Origin of the sequence: Flammeovirga sp. MY04 (assembly GCF_001682195.2) — a bacterium.
Classification (GTDB): Bacteria; Bacteroidota; Bacteroidia; order Cytophagales; family Flammeovirgaceae; genus Flammeovirga; species Flammeovirga yaeyamensis.
In genome coordinates, this window is sequence record NZ_CP003560.2 from 770,955 (window position 1) to 790,088 (window position 19,134).

Here is a 19,134-nt window from a genome sequence, read left to right on the forward strand (position 1 = left end):
ATGTATATAAAGGGGATATCTCTAATAATGAGATATCCCCTTTTCGCTTTATATAGTGTAAATATATTTAAACTATTCAACCGATTGCGCTACCGTTTGCGTGTAAATAACAGAAAATCAACTAGTTAATAAGTTGAAAATTTTTAGTGTTATTCATACCTTTATCACTAAATATGACAATGAACTCTTTTTAACTAAATTATGAGAAGACTTTTACTTAAGACTGCTTACTTATTTTTGGCGACAGTATTTGTATCGTTATCTGTTAACGCTCAAGTAACAACAGATCCAACAAAAATTGATGTATTAACTAAAAATGCAAAAATCATTATAGATGTGTCAGGTACTCCTGTAGCCGCTTTTGATGATTTATATTTATGGGGTTGGTCTACTGGGGCAGGTGATTTTGTGACAAATGGGACTTGGGAGGCTTCATCGGAAGAAGCAAAATTGACAAAAGAATCAGATAATACTTTTTCGTTTACTTTCCCTATATCTTTTGATGGTAAAACCTATGAGAATCTGGCTGAAATTTTAAATTCTTCTGACAATCCAACTGCAATCCAAGCGATTGGCTGTTTAGTTAAAACAAAAGATGGAGGTCAAAAGACAGGTGACTTGAAAATAAATATTGAACCACTAGCTGTTTCAATAGCTATTTCAAAACCTTTAGTAACAGATCTATTTATCGAAGGTGATAAAATTGATATTGAAGCTTCTTCGCCATCTACATCTACTCTTGTAATTAAAGTTAACGATGTGGAAGTGGCCACTAAAGAGGGTACTTCAATCACTTACAGTATAGCAAGTGCACAAGCTGGTGATTTAAAAATTGAAGTATCAGCTAGTGCAGGAGGTTTAACTGATACTAAAACATTAAATTTTTTAGTTGGTAAGACTGTGGTCAAAGAAGATAGACCTGCTTATGCTACACTATTGGGACCAAATTTTAATGGAAATGAAGTAACACTTGTATTACAAGATCCAAATGGTAAAAAACAATTTGTAAATGTAATAGGTAGTTTTAACGATTGGGGAGACAAAGGTGCTTACCCTATGAAGTTAGAGGAAGATGGAGATGTAAATTATTGGTGGTATACATTTAATACGTTAGATGCTGATACTGAATATATCTATCAGTACTTAATTGATGGTAGTTTAATTATTGCCGATCCTTATACTGAAAAAGTATCTGATCCTGATGATAAATGGATTGATGATGTAAGGTACCCAAACCTTATTGCATATCCTGAAGGAAAAACGAGATTCAGAGCTTCATCGTTTATCATTAACCAAGATGAATATACTTGGAAAAATACGAGCTTCACTCCTGTAGCTATTGAAGATGCTGTTGTATATGAATTGTTGTTTAGAGATTTTACATCTGAGCAAACATATGATGCAGCTATAGAAAAGCTACAATACATTAAAGACTTAGGTGCGAATGTTATTCATGTAATGCCTGTGAATGAATTCGAGGGTAATTCATCATGGGGATACAATCCTAACTTCTACTTCGCTCCAGATAAATATTATGGCCCCAAAAATAAGTTAAAAGAATTTATTGATGATGCTCATGGTAAGGGATTGGCTGTAGTTATTGATTTGGTACTTAATCATTCATTTCATTCTTCTCCTATGGTTAGGATGTATAATGAGGGTGACTATGGTGATCCAACTGAAGATAATCCATGGTTTAACACTGAATCAAATTTCACAAATCCTGGATTACAGTGGGGTGCTGATTTCGATCACGAAAGTGAATTCACAAAATCACTAGTCGATAGTGTGAATGCTCACTGGATGAAATATTATAAAGTTGATGGTTATCGTTTCGATTTTACAAAAGGTTTTGGTAATAATCCAAAAACTGGTTCTGATGAATGGGGAAGTAATTATGATCAAGACCGTATAGATTTATTATTAAGAATGAATACGGAAATCAAAAAGCGTAACCCTAATGCATTGGTGATTTTTGAACATTTAGCTGAAAATAGAGAAGAAATAGAACTTGCAAAGGAAGGAATTTCAATGTGGGGGAATATGAATCATAACTTTAGGGATATTGTAAAAGGTCAAAATTCTGATATTAGAGGTCAATCTCCAAAAGATAGAGGAATGCCTATACATGGATTGATATCATATATGGAATCTCATGATGAAGAAAGATTAATCTATGAGTCAGAAACAAATGGAACAAATTCTCAAGAATATGATTTAAAGAAAATTGAAAACGGTTTAGATAGAGCTAAATTAGCCTCAGCATTTTTCTTTATGGTACCGGGACCAAAATTAATTTGGCAATTTGGTGAAAGAGGCTACAATGTTTCTATTAATCAAAAAGAATATCAAGGAGAGGTAAGTGGTGATCATAGAACTTCGGAGAAACCATTAATTGAAGAGTTCGATACTCAGAATGATGGAATAAGAAAAGAACTGTATGATGTCTATGCAGCTTTATTGAAATTACGTCATGATTATGATTTAGGATCTCTAGCAGATAATGATTATTCATTTGATCTAACAAATGATTTAAAAACTATCTCTTTAAACGGAGCATCTTTAAAAGTAAAAGTGATTGGTAACTTCACATTAAATGAAGTGGATTACACTTATGATTATTCATCGGATAGTGAAAAATGGTATAGCTACTTTAACAATGGAACAGAAACGGCTTCATCAGGGACAATTACTTTAAAACCATCTGAATTTATTTTATTGACAGATAAACAAGTTGATGTACCTGTTGATGGATTAGTAAAAGGTTATACACGATTATTTAAGGTGACACCATATGGTTTTGTTGAAGATGAGGAAATAAAAGTTTATTTCGATCCAAGTGCAACGGAAGATAATTTTGAAGGTACGATTACATTAGAAGCAGGAGTGGTTTTAGATGCGTATGGTTCTGGAAATATTACTAACACAAACACTATAACAATGACTAGGGAAGGAGATAAGTTTGTGGCTTCATTTACCCCTAGATCATTCTTTAGTTTGGAAGAATCTGATGCACCATATCAAATGTCATTAATGGCTACGGATGGTACACATACTACTACAACATCATTCCTTTCTTTTGTTGAAAACAATAAATCGCTATATGTAGTAGGAGATGTTTTAGGAATTGACTGGAATCCAGGTAATTCTATAGAAATGACTCCTGATGAAATTGGGGGCTTTATACTAGTGGATGTTAATCTAGAAAAAGGACAAATTTTCAAGCTTATCGATCAAAAAGATTGGAATGGAGGTCAATGGGGATATGCGAGTGAAGGTAAATTAAAGGAATCAAATGGAGAGGGTAGTAACATCCCTGTAAATAGAACTGGTAAAGCGACAATACGTGCCAATATTAACAATTTAACTTACTCAATTTCGTACGACATTACTTCAATTGAAGATAATGAATTGAGTAAAAGTGTAATTGCTTCTCCAAACCCTACTTCAAGTGAGGTGACTTTAACAAGTACTTCTTTGAAAGGTGATGTAGAGTGGATTGTAAGAGACCAATCAGGTCGAGTACTTCAGTTAGGTACTCAACTTCAAGTGAATGGTCAATTTAAAACTGATCTGTCTATGTTCCCTGCAGGAATTTACTTTGTTGAATTATTTACTTCTGAAGGTAGAGTAGTGAAGAAAGTAATTAGAAGATAATTTATGTTTTCTGACTAATTTGAAAAGCCTATGACGAAAGTTGTAGGCTTTTTTTATTTTTATAGTTTACTAATGATGTTTCTTTATGATTCAGAAAATTGAACCCCCTTATTGGTGGAAATCCTTCGAGAATAAACAATTACAGTTGATGGTTTATGGTCAAAACATCAGCCAATATGATGTAAAAACAAAAGATGCAGATCAAATACTAAGATTGGATGGTACTGAGATAACCCATAACCCAAATTATCTGTTTATCAACTTTACCTTAAAAGAAAATATTTTAGCGGAGTTTTTTACCATTCAATTTTTTAAGGGCGAAGATATTGTTGAGGAAATTCGCTATGAATTAAAAGAAAGGAACATTCAAAATAAGTATGAGGATGACAACTTAACAATTCAACCTAAAGATGTTGTTTATCTCATTATGCCAGATCGTTTCTCAAAAGGAGGTCAGTTTAAATCAGAAAGATTGTATGAAAGAGAAAATAGAGATAAACCTTTTGGAAGACATGGGGGAGATCTACAAGGGATTATTGACCATATAGATTATGTAAAAGATTTGGGTTGTTCTACACTTTGGTTAACTCCCGTTTTGGAAAATAATGCAAAGGAGTATTCTTATCATGGATATGGCATCACCGATTATTATCAAGTGGATGTGAGATTAGGTTCGAATGATTTATATCTTGAACTTTCTCAGAAATTACATCAGAATAAGATGAAATTGATCAAAGATGTTGTTTTTAATCATATAGGAATTCAACATTGGTGGCTATCTGATATCCCAGATGATAATTGGTTAAATAATCAGCTATACATTGCTCGATATGAAGCTAAAAATTATTTAGGTACAAATTATCATGTGAATACTTCTTTTGATCCCTATGCATCTTCTGAAGATAAATTAAGCACTCAAGAGGGATGGTTTACGGATCAAATGCCTGATCTAAATCAAAATCATCCATTATTAGCCAAATATTTGATCCAAAATACGATTTGGTGGATAGAATATGCACAATTAGATGGATTAAGAGTAGATACGTTTGGTTATGTATTTAAAGAGTTTAATGATCAATGGTGTAAAGCAATTTTAAAAGAGTATCCATCACTTTACATTGTGGCTGAAGTGCTTGTTGGAGAAACAAGTTATGCTGCAAGATATAATACATATAATAAGCATAATACTTCAGCAGTGACAGATCTTCCGTTAGCTTTTACTGCTTGTAATTCATTTTCAAAATCGGATAAATCTAAATATTGGGAGAGTCAAATGCATCAATTGTATAATCAGCTTTCACAAGACTTTTTACATAAAAATCCATATCAGTTATTGACTTGTTTGGATAATCATGATATAACAAGAGTTTTTTCCAAGGTAAAAACAGTTGAAAGATTAAAACTAGCCATTGGTTTTTTATTAACTACAAGAGGGATACCTCAACTGTATTATGGTACTGAACTACTTTTCGAAGGGGAAGAAAGTGATCATTCCTCACTTAGAAATGATTTTCCTGGCGGTTGGGATAAAGATAAGGTCAATGCTTTTACTGCAGAAGGAAGGAGTGATGCTCAAAATGAGATTTGGAACTTCATTTCTAGATTACTGAATTGGAGGAAAAATGCTAAGGCAATAGCAGAGGGGAAGTTAGTTCATTTTATACCTCAAGACGAAGTCTATGTTTATTTTAGAATCTCAAAAGCACAGAGAATTATTGTTCTCATTAATAATAATGATAAAGATGAAGTAGAAATTGATTTCTCAAAATATAAAAGCTGTGTAAAAGGATATGAAATGGGTAGAAATATTTTGAGTAATCTGGAATTTAATCTAAACGAAAAAATGCTCTTAAGTCCTTTATCAATTTCTATTTTAGAATTAAAATAAAAAAGAGATGGTATCATTAATTTATGACACCATCTCTTAAATGAATCAAATATTAAAAAGCATTTATTTCAAACGCCTTTTTCTATTAATATCTTTTCGTATCCATCAAATAGTTTTTGACATAGTCCTCAACACCTTCTTCTAAGGAAGTGAAAGGCTTGTCATATCCAATAGATCTCATTTTTTGCATTGTTGCTTCAGTAAAATACTGATATTTATCTCTGATGTCTTCTGGAGTAGGGATATAAGAAATATTCTCCTCAATGCCCATTGCTTTAAAAGTAGCTTTAGTTAAATCAAGGAAAGTTCTTGCCTCACCAGTACCAACATTGTAAATACCTGAATCTTCAGCTTTTCTATGATGCATTAAGAACATCATCATTTCTACAACATCTTTTACATAAACGAAATCACGTTGTTGTTCTCCGTCTTTATAATCTGGGTTGTGGGATTGGAACAATTTCATTGCATCTGTTTTTCCAATTTGATTAAACGCATGGAAAATTACAGAAGCCATTCTTTCTTTATGATATTCATTAGGCCCATAAACATTGAAGAATTTCAATCCAGCCCAGAACATAGGTTGTCTTTCTTGTTGTAAAGCCCATTTATCGAACTCATTCTTTGACTCTCCATATGGGTTAAGAGGTTTCAAGTTTGGAATAATTTCCTCACTATCTTCATATCCTAATTCACCTAAGCCATAAGTTGCAGCTGAAGAGGCATATACTAAAGGAATTGCATATTGAATAGTTGCATTCCACATTTTCTTAGTGTATTCCGTATTCAAATGAGAAAGGATATCTCTATTGAACTCCGCTGTGCTTGTTCTTGCACCTAAATGAAAAATAAATTCAACCTCAAGGTGATTTTTATCTAACCAATCAAAAAACTCTTCCCTTTCTACACGTTCCAATATTTTTTTTCCTTCTAAATTTTTATTTTTCTCAGGAAAAGAAAAGTCATCTACAGCGATAATATGGTTAAAATTATCTTCATTTAATCTAGATATCATGCAACTACCAATAAAGCCAGCCGCACCCGTAACTACGATCATAATTTCTTAATTTTGAATATTTGATTGGTAAAGTCATTTTGAAATGTTTCTTTTCAAAAGACAAGTGCGAAGATACAATAAAATAATAAAGTTATTGAGCTTACTGTGTCTTAATGACCTTGAATTCCGTTCTTCTGTTTTTTGCTCGACCCTCTTCGTTTGTATTCTCTGAAATAGGTTGGGTATCACCAAACCCTTTTGCTTGTAGTCGATATTCAGGAATTCCATTTTGATTGAGGTACCTTAAAATTGCATCAGCTCTAGTATTGGATAAATTCTGATTGTATTCTTTATCTCCTACATTATCTGTATGACCCTCAATTAATATATTTACTTTATCGTTTAATAATAAGAAGTTGAGTAAGGCTCTTAACTCAGGAATAGATTTATCTTTGATGACACTCGAATTGGTATCAAAAAATATATTTTCAAGTGTGACTTTCTGATTTAATTGGATAGGAGGAAGTTCAATAATTATATTTGATGTATCTCTATCAATCTCAAAATTTCTTGAATAGAATTCATACCCCTTTTTTAGAATATTACCACCAAGATCCACTTCGCTAGGTAAGTCATTAAGGATGACATGTCCGTTTTGATCTGTAATTTGATTCCTTAAAAGAACATTTTCTTCAAGATTATATAATTGTATCTGTGTTGCTCTAAGCGGCATTTTTGTTTCAGCATCTACTATCGTTAGCTCAATTCTATTGACATGAGGAGTAATGATTTTTTCAAGAACAAGTTCATCCTTATCATTATTGCCATCTGATATCTCATAAATATCATAATTTCCTAGACCGCCCAAACGATTTGACGCAACATATTTAATATTTCCTTCTTCATTGGCTGAATAAGAGATTTCATCAAATGGACTATTTATTCCTAATCCTAAATTGACTTTTTCACTCCAGTTGTTACCTTTTTTTACACTATAAAAAATATCATAACCTCCTATACTTTTCATGTCATTTGACGCAAAGAAAAGTGTATCTCCATTAGTAGAGAAGTACGGGTTTAGATGTTCCGAATCACCTTTAAAAATAGGGGTTGGCTTAGTCCACTTTTTTCCACTTCTTTTTGAAATGAAAATATTTGAGTGCATATCTTTTTTTCTTTTACCAGAGAAATAGAACTCTTTACCATCCGGAGTAAAGGTACCACTTCCTTGGGTGAAGAAATAATTATTAATCTGTTTTGGGAGTTTAGTTTTTCCTTTTGGGGTATTCTCTCCATTTATATTTTCAAATCGACTGTAACTTACCACACCTTGTAATGCTCCTTGATACATAATTAAGGTTTTGCCTGATTTGGATATTCCAGTGACACTACTATTTCCTTCTGGATTGATTATATGATCTTTGATTAGCTTAACTTGGTTGGAATCAGAGTTAAAATAATAGATGTTGTCATAATACAAACCATCTAATTTTGGAGTTACACTATTTTGAGATGCTCTATTTGAAGTGAAAAATAGTTGATTGGTTTGAGGGTGTAAGTGTGCTTGGAAATCATCTGATGAAGAATTGAGCTCTTCGAGGTTTTTAATAGTAAGCGAGGAGTTGTCTAAAGTTTTGGCAAACTTGGTTTGAGAAAGTAAGAAGTCTACCTCACTTTTTGATGGTGAAACAATACCATCATGAAGAGAATTATATTTCTCATATAACTCAATGGCTTTATCCCATTTTTCTTCTAAATGAGCCACTCGAGCAGCTAGAAAAACTGTTTTTAAATTATTTTTATCAAGTGCTAATGAATTGCATAGGCGAACATCTGCACTATCTAATTGATCTGATAAATAAAATGCTTGTCCAATTTTAAATTGTAATTGTGCACTCTCAGAATTTAATTGTTCTGCTTTTTTATAATAAATCAGAGCACTATCATATAAGTGATAGACATTCTTATAATTGTCACCGATTTCAATATTTCGAATGGCAACTTTTAATTCTTTTGTCTGATTTGGAAAATGAACCTTCTCGAATGATTTGTCACCTTGCCCATACATAATTTGAGGAGCAAGAATAGAAAGTAAGAAAGATGTGAAATATAAACAGTATGAAACAATTCTATTCATTGTTTAAAAAACAAAGGAGATGTGAAAATTCAACAAATTTAGAATAAAGGAGAAATCTGATGGAATTTCAAATTCGCTCTTTATATCAAGTTACCAATAAAAATTTGATAGGTATAAAAAAATCAAAAAAAATAGGAAGAAATCGAACTAAAATTGTCTCAAAAATGTCACATAATTAGATGCTTTTTAAAGATTTTGTACTATTTAAAGAAATGCATTTCAATATTTAAATAAGATGTTAAATTTTGAAATATTTTTTGTCTAGGTCTCGTACATAATTGTAATAATTGTAGATAATCAACCACTCTTATGAAGACATTAGTAAAAATATTCACCATCATTTTTCTCATAGGATTATTCCTTATGTTCAACCGTGTAAGCCATACTGAGGAAGTGAATATTACTATTGAAAAAACTTCAAAACCAGCGATGCCGGAAGCAGCATCATTATCAAGATAAGATAATAACACAAATACTATATATATAATCCATTAGGGATAAAAAAAGAGGCTGATCATGAAAATGATTCAGCCTCTTTTCTATTTATGTGAAATTGATTAATTCGGGACTCTTGGAAAATAGATTCCAGCACCCATCAAAATTTAGATTTTAAATCTATTTTGGTGGGTGTTTTTTTGATCTTTCCTTTGAATCTTATTTCAATCTGAAGTTTTTCATCTTATCAGAGTACAAAATGAGTTAAATTTTCAATTTAAGAACTCTATAGACACACCTATCCAGGGAACATTTTGTAATGACTCCTTTATGCGACTAATTGAAGCTGATCTCCATAGGTTGATTTCTCGTGTTTCTTCTCTTTCTTTTTGGACATTATCACAGCATTTGAAGTTAATATTCCGAAGGTGATCCATAAGATTTCGTTTGCTTGGGTTCTTGCTTTTATTTTACTTAACCCGTAGTTCCTTTTATGTGTTCCGAAAATACCTTCCATGCGAGTTGATCGCTCTTTTGCTATGATGGATCTTATTGCTTTTTCTTCTTTAGTTAAAGCTCGAGGACCTTTCTTTTTGAAATTGGTGATTATATTTTTAGACGTAATAAAACAACGGTTTTTATTCGTTGCATAAATTCCATCTGCTCCAATATGAGTAGCACTTCCAAAAATTTTTTGATGCTTATAAAAGCTCTGTTTAAGACGAGTACTTTCATTAAAAGCATTGGCTGCTAGATGGTCAATAATACATATTCCACCGGCTTGTAAAATATGTGCTTTAAATCCGAATTCTACCTTTTTTGTTTCTTTTCCTCTCACAATTGGTCGAAGCCATGGCTTAGCTAGAGACACAATACGCTCATCAATACGTTCTACTTTATTATCGAACATATATTGTTGCTGAAAACGTACCTTCTTGATTGTTCGTAGTTTAGCCCTTTCTTTTTCCGTTAAATGGACTGATCCTAAATTTAAAACTTCCTGTAGTTGATTTAACCCTTTATTCAAAAGATAAAGTAATGAACCCTTTCTTTTTCGGGTTAGTTTATATCCCTTTCTTCGACGTTTTGAATAGTTCAAATATTTTTCTCTTTGTTCTCTGTATTTATTTCTTGGACGTTTAATATTGAGATCTTTACAAGCCTTGAATAATAATTTTTCAAAAACGAAATAGCAGCACTCCCATAACAGTTTTACATCTGTAGGGTGTCTTATATCACTTTCATAACAAGTTGCATCCATCAGAAGCATATTAAAATATTTAATGTCTCCTTTCCAATGTTTCAATAATATAAACTGAAGTTTGTCCATATCAATATTGGTAGAAAGATAAGACCGGATAGTACTAGGTAAAGTGATATCTTTAATCTCTTCATGATCTCCTAATAAACGAAAGCAAAACATCTGATAAGCCCAATCTGTATTAATTCTTTCAATTAATTTTTCATCACTTAATCCAGAATAAGATTTCAAAAACATTAGGGCTAATTTGCCTTTATTGTTAAGCCATGATTTTCTACCAGAATTTTCCTGAGTGGTGGGAAAAAGTTGCTCCAATTCTTCCCAAGGAATACAGGAATGTACTTTTCCTAATTCAGTATTCTTGAATTTGTAATATTTTAAAGGTTGAGCTTCTTCTGGCTTGAATATTAAAAGTTGCATACTATATTTGAGCTTGGTTTGTGATAGATTTTTGTGTCGTAACTCAAATTTAAACAAGCTAAAACCCCGAAAAAAGCCAATTTGGACATTTTTCGGGGTCTTTTATATAAAATACATCTAAGTAGAAGACTTGTTTACAGTTAGTTAACTATTTACCAAGACTCCCTAATTCGAAATCAGAATTTTCTGATGAACTGTTTTACCATCATTAGTTTTAATATATAGGATATACATTCCATTTGTTAAAGATGATGTAGATATTCGGGCTTTACCTTGCTCATTACTGTATTGTAATGTGTGAGCCTGACCTGATACATCAAATGCATTTAATTGCTCTATTTGATATCCATAATTATCAATGAATAGGTAATCATCAGCTGGTTGAGGATAAATATGTAATTTAACTAACTCATCTTCCAGGTTAGTAACATCGTCTTCACCTAATGAATAATTAGGTGATAAAGCCGAACAACCATTCTCATTAATTGCTTCTACAGTATAACTTCCTAAACGTGTAGGTAACATACTACTAAACACTTGATCCAAAGGTTCTCCATCCAAATACCATTGGTATGTCATGTTATCATAAGTATTACTTACAATCAGAGAGTCACCATTAAATACGACAATTGGCGTTTCAATAATTTCAGATGTTGTAATATGAACTGTGTCCGATAAAGCTATACACCCATTAGCATTACGTATTCTTACCGAATAAGCACCTGCTTCATGAACAGTTAAATTAGCAGCATTCTGTAATTGAAGAGGAACATCACCTTTATACCAAGCATAAGTGACATTTTCATCAGAAACAGTTGTTGATATTGTAGCTGTGATTTCTTCATTGTAACAGAAGTCAGTAGAAGAAGTTGGTTCAATAGCAACAGAAAGGTTTTCTGAACAATCAAAGCCAACACCAATTTCTGCAATCTTGATATTCAAATCAGACCAGTAGGTATGAGAAATGAAACAAGAATAAATACCGACATCAAGGGCTGACATATTCTCTAATGTTATTTGGTTGTTTGTAAACGTACCTTGAATAACTCCATCTTTATACCATGTGAAAATGTATTCAGGTTTAATTTCAATAGGAATTTGTACCGAATAAGAACCGCCTTCAATTAAGGCAATATTTTCGTAGTAAATAGGGTAGTTCTGTGGTATATATTTTACAATTGATGACTTATCAAACCCTTCGAAATCATCAAAGAATAAATAGTTGTCAGCAATATCAAGTAATATTGTGTTTGGAACGTTAATTAACGATTCTAACTGATTACTGTATAAGATCAATTCTTCGAATCCCGCCGGTAAAGCGCTACTCCAAGAAGTAAGATTATTATTTGATAAATCAATCTTCTTTAAGTTGATCATATTAGAGAAATCGGCAGTTATAGAATTGATATTATTACCTGATAATGATAAATGAATCAAATTAGTTAAAGCTGATAAATCGAAATCTACATTAGAAATGTCATTGTCATCTGCAATTAAATATAGTAATTGATTCAAATTACTTAGATCAGGTAATGTAGTGAGATTGTTTTCACTTAACCAAAGAGTTCTTAGATTAAATAGATTATCTATTCCTACAATATCTTCATCATCAAAATCATTTTTAGATAAATCTAAGTAATTAAGCATTGGTAATGACCATAATTCGTTTGGAAGATCTGTTAGATTACTTTCGTATAATTTTAGTGATTCAAGATCATCGAATAAACCAATTGTTGAAGTCAATGCAGTAACACCTTCAAGTTCATTTAAGTCTAACCCTATGATTTTTCCTGTCTCAGGATCAAAAGAAAATCTTGGCCACTCAACTATTCTTTGAGTGTCGTCAAAATCAACATTCATTTCTGTGAACAATTGATGTAAGGCAAGTGAATCTTCTTCAGTAATAAGTGATCTATAAACTAGATTTAAAGTTGCTACTTGAATTTCTAAACCAGGCCAGTTATTCAAGGCTTCCGTAACTTTTAAAGTGTATTGACCTTCATCAGAGAAAGTGAAATTATCTATACTGAAGTTCTCTCCATTAGAATAAGGTTCACCATCTAAATACCAAATGTAATCCAATGAGATACCTGGGATTTCTACACCCATTTCGGTATTTGAATAACTGTTATATTCTAGAACTTCTGCCGTTATCACCTTTTCTTGATATGACTGAGGAATTACTGTTGTAATTGCTTTAAGATCAGCTAATTTATTTAATTCATCATAGAAAAGAATGTTGTCGCTTAAATCTAAGGCCGATAGTGAAGTGAAGCTTTCTAATCCAACAGGAAGAGATGTTAACCCTAAACTTGATAAATCTAAAGAAGTAATTTTACCGAAGTCATCAATTACTGTTTCGTTAGCTAACCAATTTCTGAATTCATCTTCTATATTAAATTCAATGGAATTATTTTCTAAGAAAGTTTGAAGAACAAGGGAATCAGCATCACCTAAAGCGTATTGTAAAGTGACTTTGTCTGTAACGAATTGATAACCGGGGTGTCCAGAAGATGTTACTGTTACATAAAATTCTCCAGCATCGTCTGGTGTCATGTTTACAATAGAGTAGGTGTCACCAACATTTTCTATTAGGGTTAAAGCAAGGTCTGAATACCAAGTAGTACTAACAGTTCCATAAGTATTAGATCCTTTTAAGTCGGCATTGTCACCATGCTTAACTTTAACTGTAGTTTCAATAGTCTCAAAAGACTGATTTCCTACTGTAGTGGATGTTCCCTCTAATACAAATAGATCATCAAAATCGTCAAAATATAATAAGTTATCGGATACATTAAGTGTTTCTATATGTCTCATTTCTAAAAGGAAACCAGGGATATCTTTAATTTTATTTTTCGCTAATGACAATTCTTTTAATTGCGTCAGGAACTGAATATCATTAGGTATAGATCTTAAAGATAAATCATCTAAGTTGATAGCAGTTATATACCCCATATCATCCACAGTAGCTTCTGGATACCATTCCCAGAAAGGAAGTTCAGCATCAAAGCTTATTCCTGCTTCTGTTAAAATGTTACTAAGGTATTCTTTGTCATTATCACCTCTTTCTATGGCTATTGTAAGTTTCATCTCAACCTCAAAATCATGAGAAACCATTTTGTCTTTGAGAATCACTTTATACTCACCTGCTTGAAGTACATTATCAATATTTATTGATGATGCAGATAGGGGAATAGATTCGTATATGTCATCGATATCATTATACTTAAACCACTCATAGGTTTCACCATAATATCCTTCTTCCTCAAAAGAGAATATAAATGAAGTGTTTAGAACATAAGATTTATCAAAAAGCTCGAATGGAACACCTGGAGTATAATTTAATTGAGGGGAAACTCCTGTAATGTAATCATAAAACTGATCGAAGAACAAGTAGTTTCCGTCAGCGTTAATGATAACATGACTATAGCCTGATGAAACAGGAGGTCCTTCAGGTATTTCTTCGACAAATAAAGGTTGGTCATCACCTCCGTCAATACTTTGAGGTTCGATTGGAGGGCCAACTAAACCGTTAAGAGTGGCTATATTCCAACCGTTAATATCTTTGTTTTCAATATTAATTTTTGATAATCCACCTACTTCATCTAACTCAATAATATTTTCAATTCCAGGGAAATCACTCATCTTACCTGACCAAGAATACAATTCAGAAGGATCCCAAGTAACACTGAAGTTCGTTCTAAAATCTTCGTTTCTGAAAGTAAGTGAGTTAAGGAAATCGACTACAGGAAGAAGGTCTTGTCCATCGATATATCCTTCAGGAAGGAATTGGTAAAGAATACCTTGAGCAGGAGTTTTTAAGCTTGTATATGTTGTGTGATTTAAATAAACATCTAATCCAAATATACTAGGTTCTGTAGTTATGATACTTGAAAACTCAGACATAGGAATGCTCGCTACTGTAAAATCAACAGAGCCAAATTGATCTGTTAACGTTACTTCTTTTAAGGTGAAATTAGTGATAGGATTACCACTAAGCTCTATAACAACATTCTCCTCTTTATCTAAGTTTCTTAAATTTCCGGTTATAGGATCATTTACTCCTAAGAAAACTTCTACAAACTCTGTTGAGTTGGTTACAATAGGTTGTTCTTCAATTAAATTAGAAGAATTGACCACCAATTGTGGAGAAGCCAAAAGGTTATTGACGATATGCTTTATTGCACCTGTATTGAACCCTCCTTCAGTACCTCGGATGACATATAAAGTATCACCAATAGAATTGATTTGGGAAATATTGGCATCAACTAAATAGGCTCTATTTTGAGAGGCATCTACTGAAATATTAATTTTTGATGGGATAGAAGATGGTGATAAGCCAGCAAATTCTCCAACTTCCAATAGGAAAGGGGTAGTATTTGCAGTTTTTGATTTATCATCTTCTTCACCATTAATTGTAATAGAAGCATTTTCTTCTAAATATACACCTGTTGCTCCTTTTACATACATAGAGTCTTGGATGACAGCAGGAGTAATAAACACAATGTCATTAGTACTGTAAGCTTCGAAGTTTCTAAATTCAGGTGAGTTGTCTCCAGAGAACGATAATTCATAATCTCTTGGGATATTATCAATTCTGTTATCAATAATAAAATGACCACCTCTTCTGATTTTAGAGTTTTCTAATACTAAGTCGTTTGTAAGTTTAACTTTAGTAAGTCCTTCAACTTCAAAGTAACCTCCATTTCTTACTTTCAGTTTTGCATCAATATTTACTTCTTTTGCTCCACCTTTATTTCCAATGGTAATATTAGTATAATTAAGTTGAGCCTTAGTTCTATCAGCAGTAGAAATAGCATCTCCGTTGAAAATTAACTTTGGAGTTGGTCGAGGTGTAGTTTCTGTAATGTTATGAATATCGCTTAAAGTATTATCTATATTTAAATTATTATTGATAATAAGATCAACATAGTTTGTAGTTAAAACGCCTGTATTGTTGAGGATTAACTCTTCTAACGTGACTATCTCAGGAACGGATGGATATCCTTCGATATTTGTATTCATAATCAGAGAATCACCATCTTCTACAGTGATTTTTTTGAATGTCTCGTTATTATAAATATCAAAATGCACTAAGTTTTTGACGATGATTTCATCTTGCTCTGTGGAAGGAACAGTTCCTAAATCCCAAGTAGAAGGATTATCAAAATATGAATCAGCAATCGAAGTATATTTTTTACCAAAACTTGTTGTTAGTAATTGAATTTCAAAGAATTGGTTTGTTGCAGGGCTCATTTTAGAGAACACAGCATTATTTAAGTCTCCAGTTGCTGAAAAAATAAGATCTGTTTTTGAAGCATTAAGTTTTAATTCAGAAACATCTGTAATATTAAAACCATTGGTATTTCCCAAATTCGTAGTGAAGTTTCCTCCAAAAGAGTCTACATTTTCGCCTCCTTCTAAGTACCAACTTTTACCTGGTAATACTCCATACTTAGTACCACTAATATCAATAATAGGGTTACTGTAAGCATCATAATTATTAAGGAATAACATAAGTCCATTACCTCCATCGCCAGATAAATAATTGATTTCATCAACAGTAAATGAGAATGCAGCATCTGTAAATGGACCAGGGCCATCTTCCATGATTTGACCTTCAATTGGGAAATTTAATTGGAAAGGAGCAGAAACCTTTGATCCTAGGTCAACATAAATATATGAATCATAACCAGCCACAATACTTACAGGATGTGTACCTTTTATGATATCAGGAGATGAGTTATAATTTAATTCTAAGTTTGTTGCTTCTAGTACAAATTTCTCGTTTACTGTTAAAGCGTCAGTAACTTTTAAAATACCTCCAGAATAGCTTTGGTCAGTGATTTTTGTTGAGGATTTAACAGTAAGGTTTTTGAAGGTTAAATTATTGATGTAGCTATAATTAATGTATGAGAGAGTACCTTCAAGACCGTCGCCCATTGTTAAACTGGCATTTGAAAAATCTGCAATGTCACTTAGAATTCTTAATTCATTAATTATAGTTGTGGAGCCATTAATTGTTACTGTTGCAAGACTTTCATTTAAATCTTCAAACTCAAGAAATGTTTGAATTAATATATTTAGACCTAGATTGAAATTTTCATAAGGGTTTACTTTAATACCTTTAGTGTCATCTAAGAAATCAATAAGTCCTGAAAAGTTTGATTCGTATGCTATTACAATATCAGAATAAGTATTTATTCTGCCATTTAAAATAATTCCTAATTCATTGTAAACGTTTTTTCCTAAATTAATAAGATTGTTATTTAACATATTTTGTAAAACCAAACCTGAATTATCATTTGCATTAATATTACCATTATTAAGACCAGCTTTAGTTTGTAAATAACAATCTTGATTTATTTCAATAGTACTATTATTGTTTAAATTATTTGTGTAAAGGGAACCTCCACCTTCAATGAACGGGTTTAAATTTAAAACACCATTATTATTCATTTCATCAATAGTAACACCATATACTAGATTAACGTTATGACCAAATCCAATATTTACTTTTGCATTAGTGTCATTTGGTAAAGGTCTTATGTCATTTACCCATGTAGCTCCATCATCCCAATTACCAGTACTTTTGGTAGTGTATGGCAAGCGATAAGTATCAATTTGATTAGTATTTGTATCCGTAAACAAAAAGTTTAGTCCATTAGAATAATAACCATTACCAAACTGAGACCAATCATCAGACTTGTCTATTGAATTATCACCTCTATACGCAAATTCATAATCATTACCTAAGTTGAAAAAGTAGATTTTTTGTGCATTACGAGAATAGATAGTGTACCATTCTTCTGTAAGTTTTGTTATTTGTAATTGCCCTGTTGATGTGTTACCAACATTATTCATTACATATGAGCCATTTGTTACAATATTGAAATTATAATTATCAAAAGTAACGTAAGTTTCTACAACTTCCTGCGTTCCACGAACACCTGCAATATGTACATAAATTTCACCGAAATCTTCGTAAATCTCAACATCATAAATCTCATCAAACTCTGTGGAGTTTACAGGTAAGTTTTCGACAACAAAATCACCAAACTCGTAAGTAGTGAAGAATAAATTTTGTTTTCCTGCTGTCTCTTGTACAGTAAAAGAACCAAATGCTGAACCACTTGAGTTAAAATAATAGGGGAATGATTTAACTATTGATGGAACAAAACCTTGTACTTTGGAATATGCAATATTTCCAGATGTGAAATTATATGTACTAAAAATTTCATCAACACCGAATACTTGTAGTGACTTTTCTGATTGATTGTTTCTAGTAGCGTATTCAAAGAATAAACCAAATTGTTTGAAATAAGGGACATTAGTAGGAATGAATGATTCTAAAGGTTTTTCCACCCATGAACCATTTTCCATAACGTATTTAACAATTCTACCTCTATATCCATTGTATTGAGGATCATTGATGTATACAGTGAAATCATTTTCGAAAGAGACATGACTACCAAATAAACTTAAGTCCTTTTCAATAGGGTTTAAAGTATAAGTAATGTCAAAAGGAAAAGGACTACTACCATCAATTGTTTTTGAAACATTTAAATCTCCAGAATACTTTAATATTTCGAAAGATGAACTAACTACAGAATAAGAAATGTCCTGTACATCAACTTTGATGTAAAAGTAAAAAAATCCAAGTTTAGAATCAGCAACCCAAATTTCATCTCCTGAAATATTATCTAACTCAAAAAGGGTATTGTTAGAATCGTTATTGTTTGAAATAACTCTACCTTTTTCCACAAGGGGGTAGAATGTAAAGTCTTCACCATTCACACTAATCACTCTTTTTTGGTAATTCTGAGTAATTAAAGCTAGATGTTTGAGGGTATTGTTTCTGTATTCGTAGAAATTTACTTCACCTTGATCATTGTGAACAACTAAATTTTCTCCGTTAGAAGAATAGGTTAAAGAGTTGCCAAATGTACCATTATTAGTAGATTTTACCGAACCTAGAAACTCAACATTTTGCCCATAAATATTACTTGAAGTAGAGAAAACAACAATTATAATAGTTAGAGCAGCAATAAAACTATTGTATAGCTTATTCATGTTAGTCATTGAAGTTATAGAATGAAAAATTAACTTAGCTTCGTTTGTTAACGAATGTTATTACATAAAGTTATGCAAATTAACCTTATTCTTTATAAAATGCTATTAATTTGATGTTGGAATCAAAAAAATGTCATTATTGATCTTTACTAATTTAAATTTTCTTAACTTCTGTGAGTGTAATTATAAATATACCGAGCATGTATCAAAGAGTTCTTTTAATTTTTTCCTTGTTTATATTTTCTATAACAGCATGTAAACAAGAA

Annotated in this window: 7 protein-coding genes; 3 read left to right on the forward strand and 4 right to left on the reverse strand. The window is 31.8% G+C overall.

From position 1 onward, the window contains the following. Nucleotides 1-201: 201 nt before the first annotated feature. The gene (locus MY04_RS03120) at nucleotides 202-3,657 is read left to right on the forward strand and encodes an alpha-amylase family glycosyl hydrolase (protein ID WP_066206183.1); all 3,456 of its coding nucleotides are present in this window, start codon (nucleotides 202-204) and stop codon (nucleotides 3,655-3,657) included. Nucleotides 3,658-3,742: 85 nt separating this feature from the next. Beyond that, complete coding sequence (locus tag MY04_RS03125) at nucleotides 3,743-5,545, forward strand: alpha-amylase family glycosyl hydrolase (protein WP_066206186.1); 1,803 nt, start codon at nucleotides 3,743-3,745, stop codon at nucleotides 5,543-5,545. A gap of 85 nt (nucleotides 5,546-5,630) precedes the next feature. Here the strand turns inward: MY04_RS03125 and rfaD are convergent, their stop codons facing one another. Both rfaD and MY04_RS03135 read right to left on the reverse strand, forming a co-directional pair. Further along, nucleotides 5,631-6,602, reverse strand: a complete 972-nt coding sequence (gene rfaD / locus MY04_RS03130; RefSeq protein ID WP_066206189.1) for an ADP-glyceromanno-heptose 6-epimerase — start codon at nucleotides 6,600-6,602, stop codon at nucleotides 5,631-5,633. A 100-nt stretch (nucleotides 6,603-6,702) separates the two neighbouring features. Then, on the reverse strand, nucleotides 6,703-8,679 hold the full coding sequence (locus tag MY04_RS03135) for an OmpA family protein (RefSeq protein ID WP_066206192.1): 1,977 nt from the start codon (nucleotides 8,677-8,679) through the stop codon (nucleotides 6,703-6,705). Nucleotides 8,680-8,988: 309 nt separating this feature from the next. Between MY04_RS03135 and MY04_RS03140 the strand changes: the two genes are divergently transcribed. Then, nucleotides 8,989-9,138, forward strand: a complete 150-nt coding sequence (locus MY04_RS03140) for a hypothetical protein (RefSeq protein WP_158297534.1) — start codon at nucleotides 8,989-8,991, stop codon at nucleotides 9,136-9,138. A gap of 304 nt (nucleotides 9,139-9,442) precedes the next feature. Here the strand turns inward: MY04_RS03140 and MY04_RS03145 are convergent, their stop codons facing one another. Together MY04_RS03145 and MY04_RS03150 are read right to left on the reverse strand one after the other, a co-directional pair. Continuing rightward, a complete protein-coding gene (locus MY04_RS03145) occupies nucleotides 9,443-10,795 on the reverse strand; it encodes a hypothetical protein (RefSeq protein ID WP_066206195.1) in 1,353 nt (450 codons plus the stop codon). A gap of 165 nt (nucleotides 10,796-10,960) precedes the next feature. Beyond that, a complete protein-coding gene (locus tag MY04_RS03150) occupies nucleotides 10,961-18,868 on the reverse strand; it encodes a T9SS type A sorting domain-containing protein (protein ID WP_158297535.1) in 7,908 nt (2,635 codons plus the stop codon). Nucleotides 18,869-19,134 lie beyond the last annotated feature (266 nt).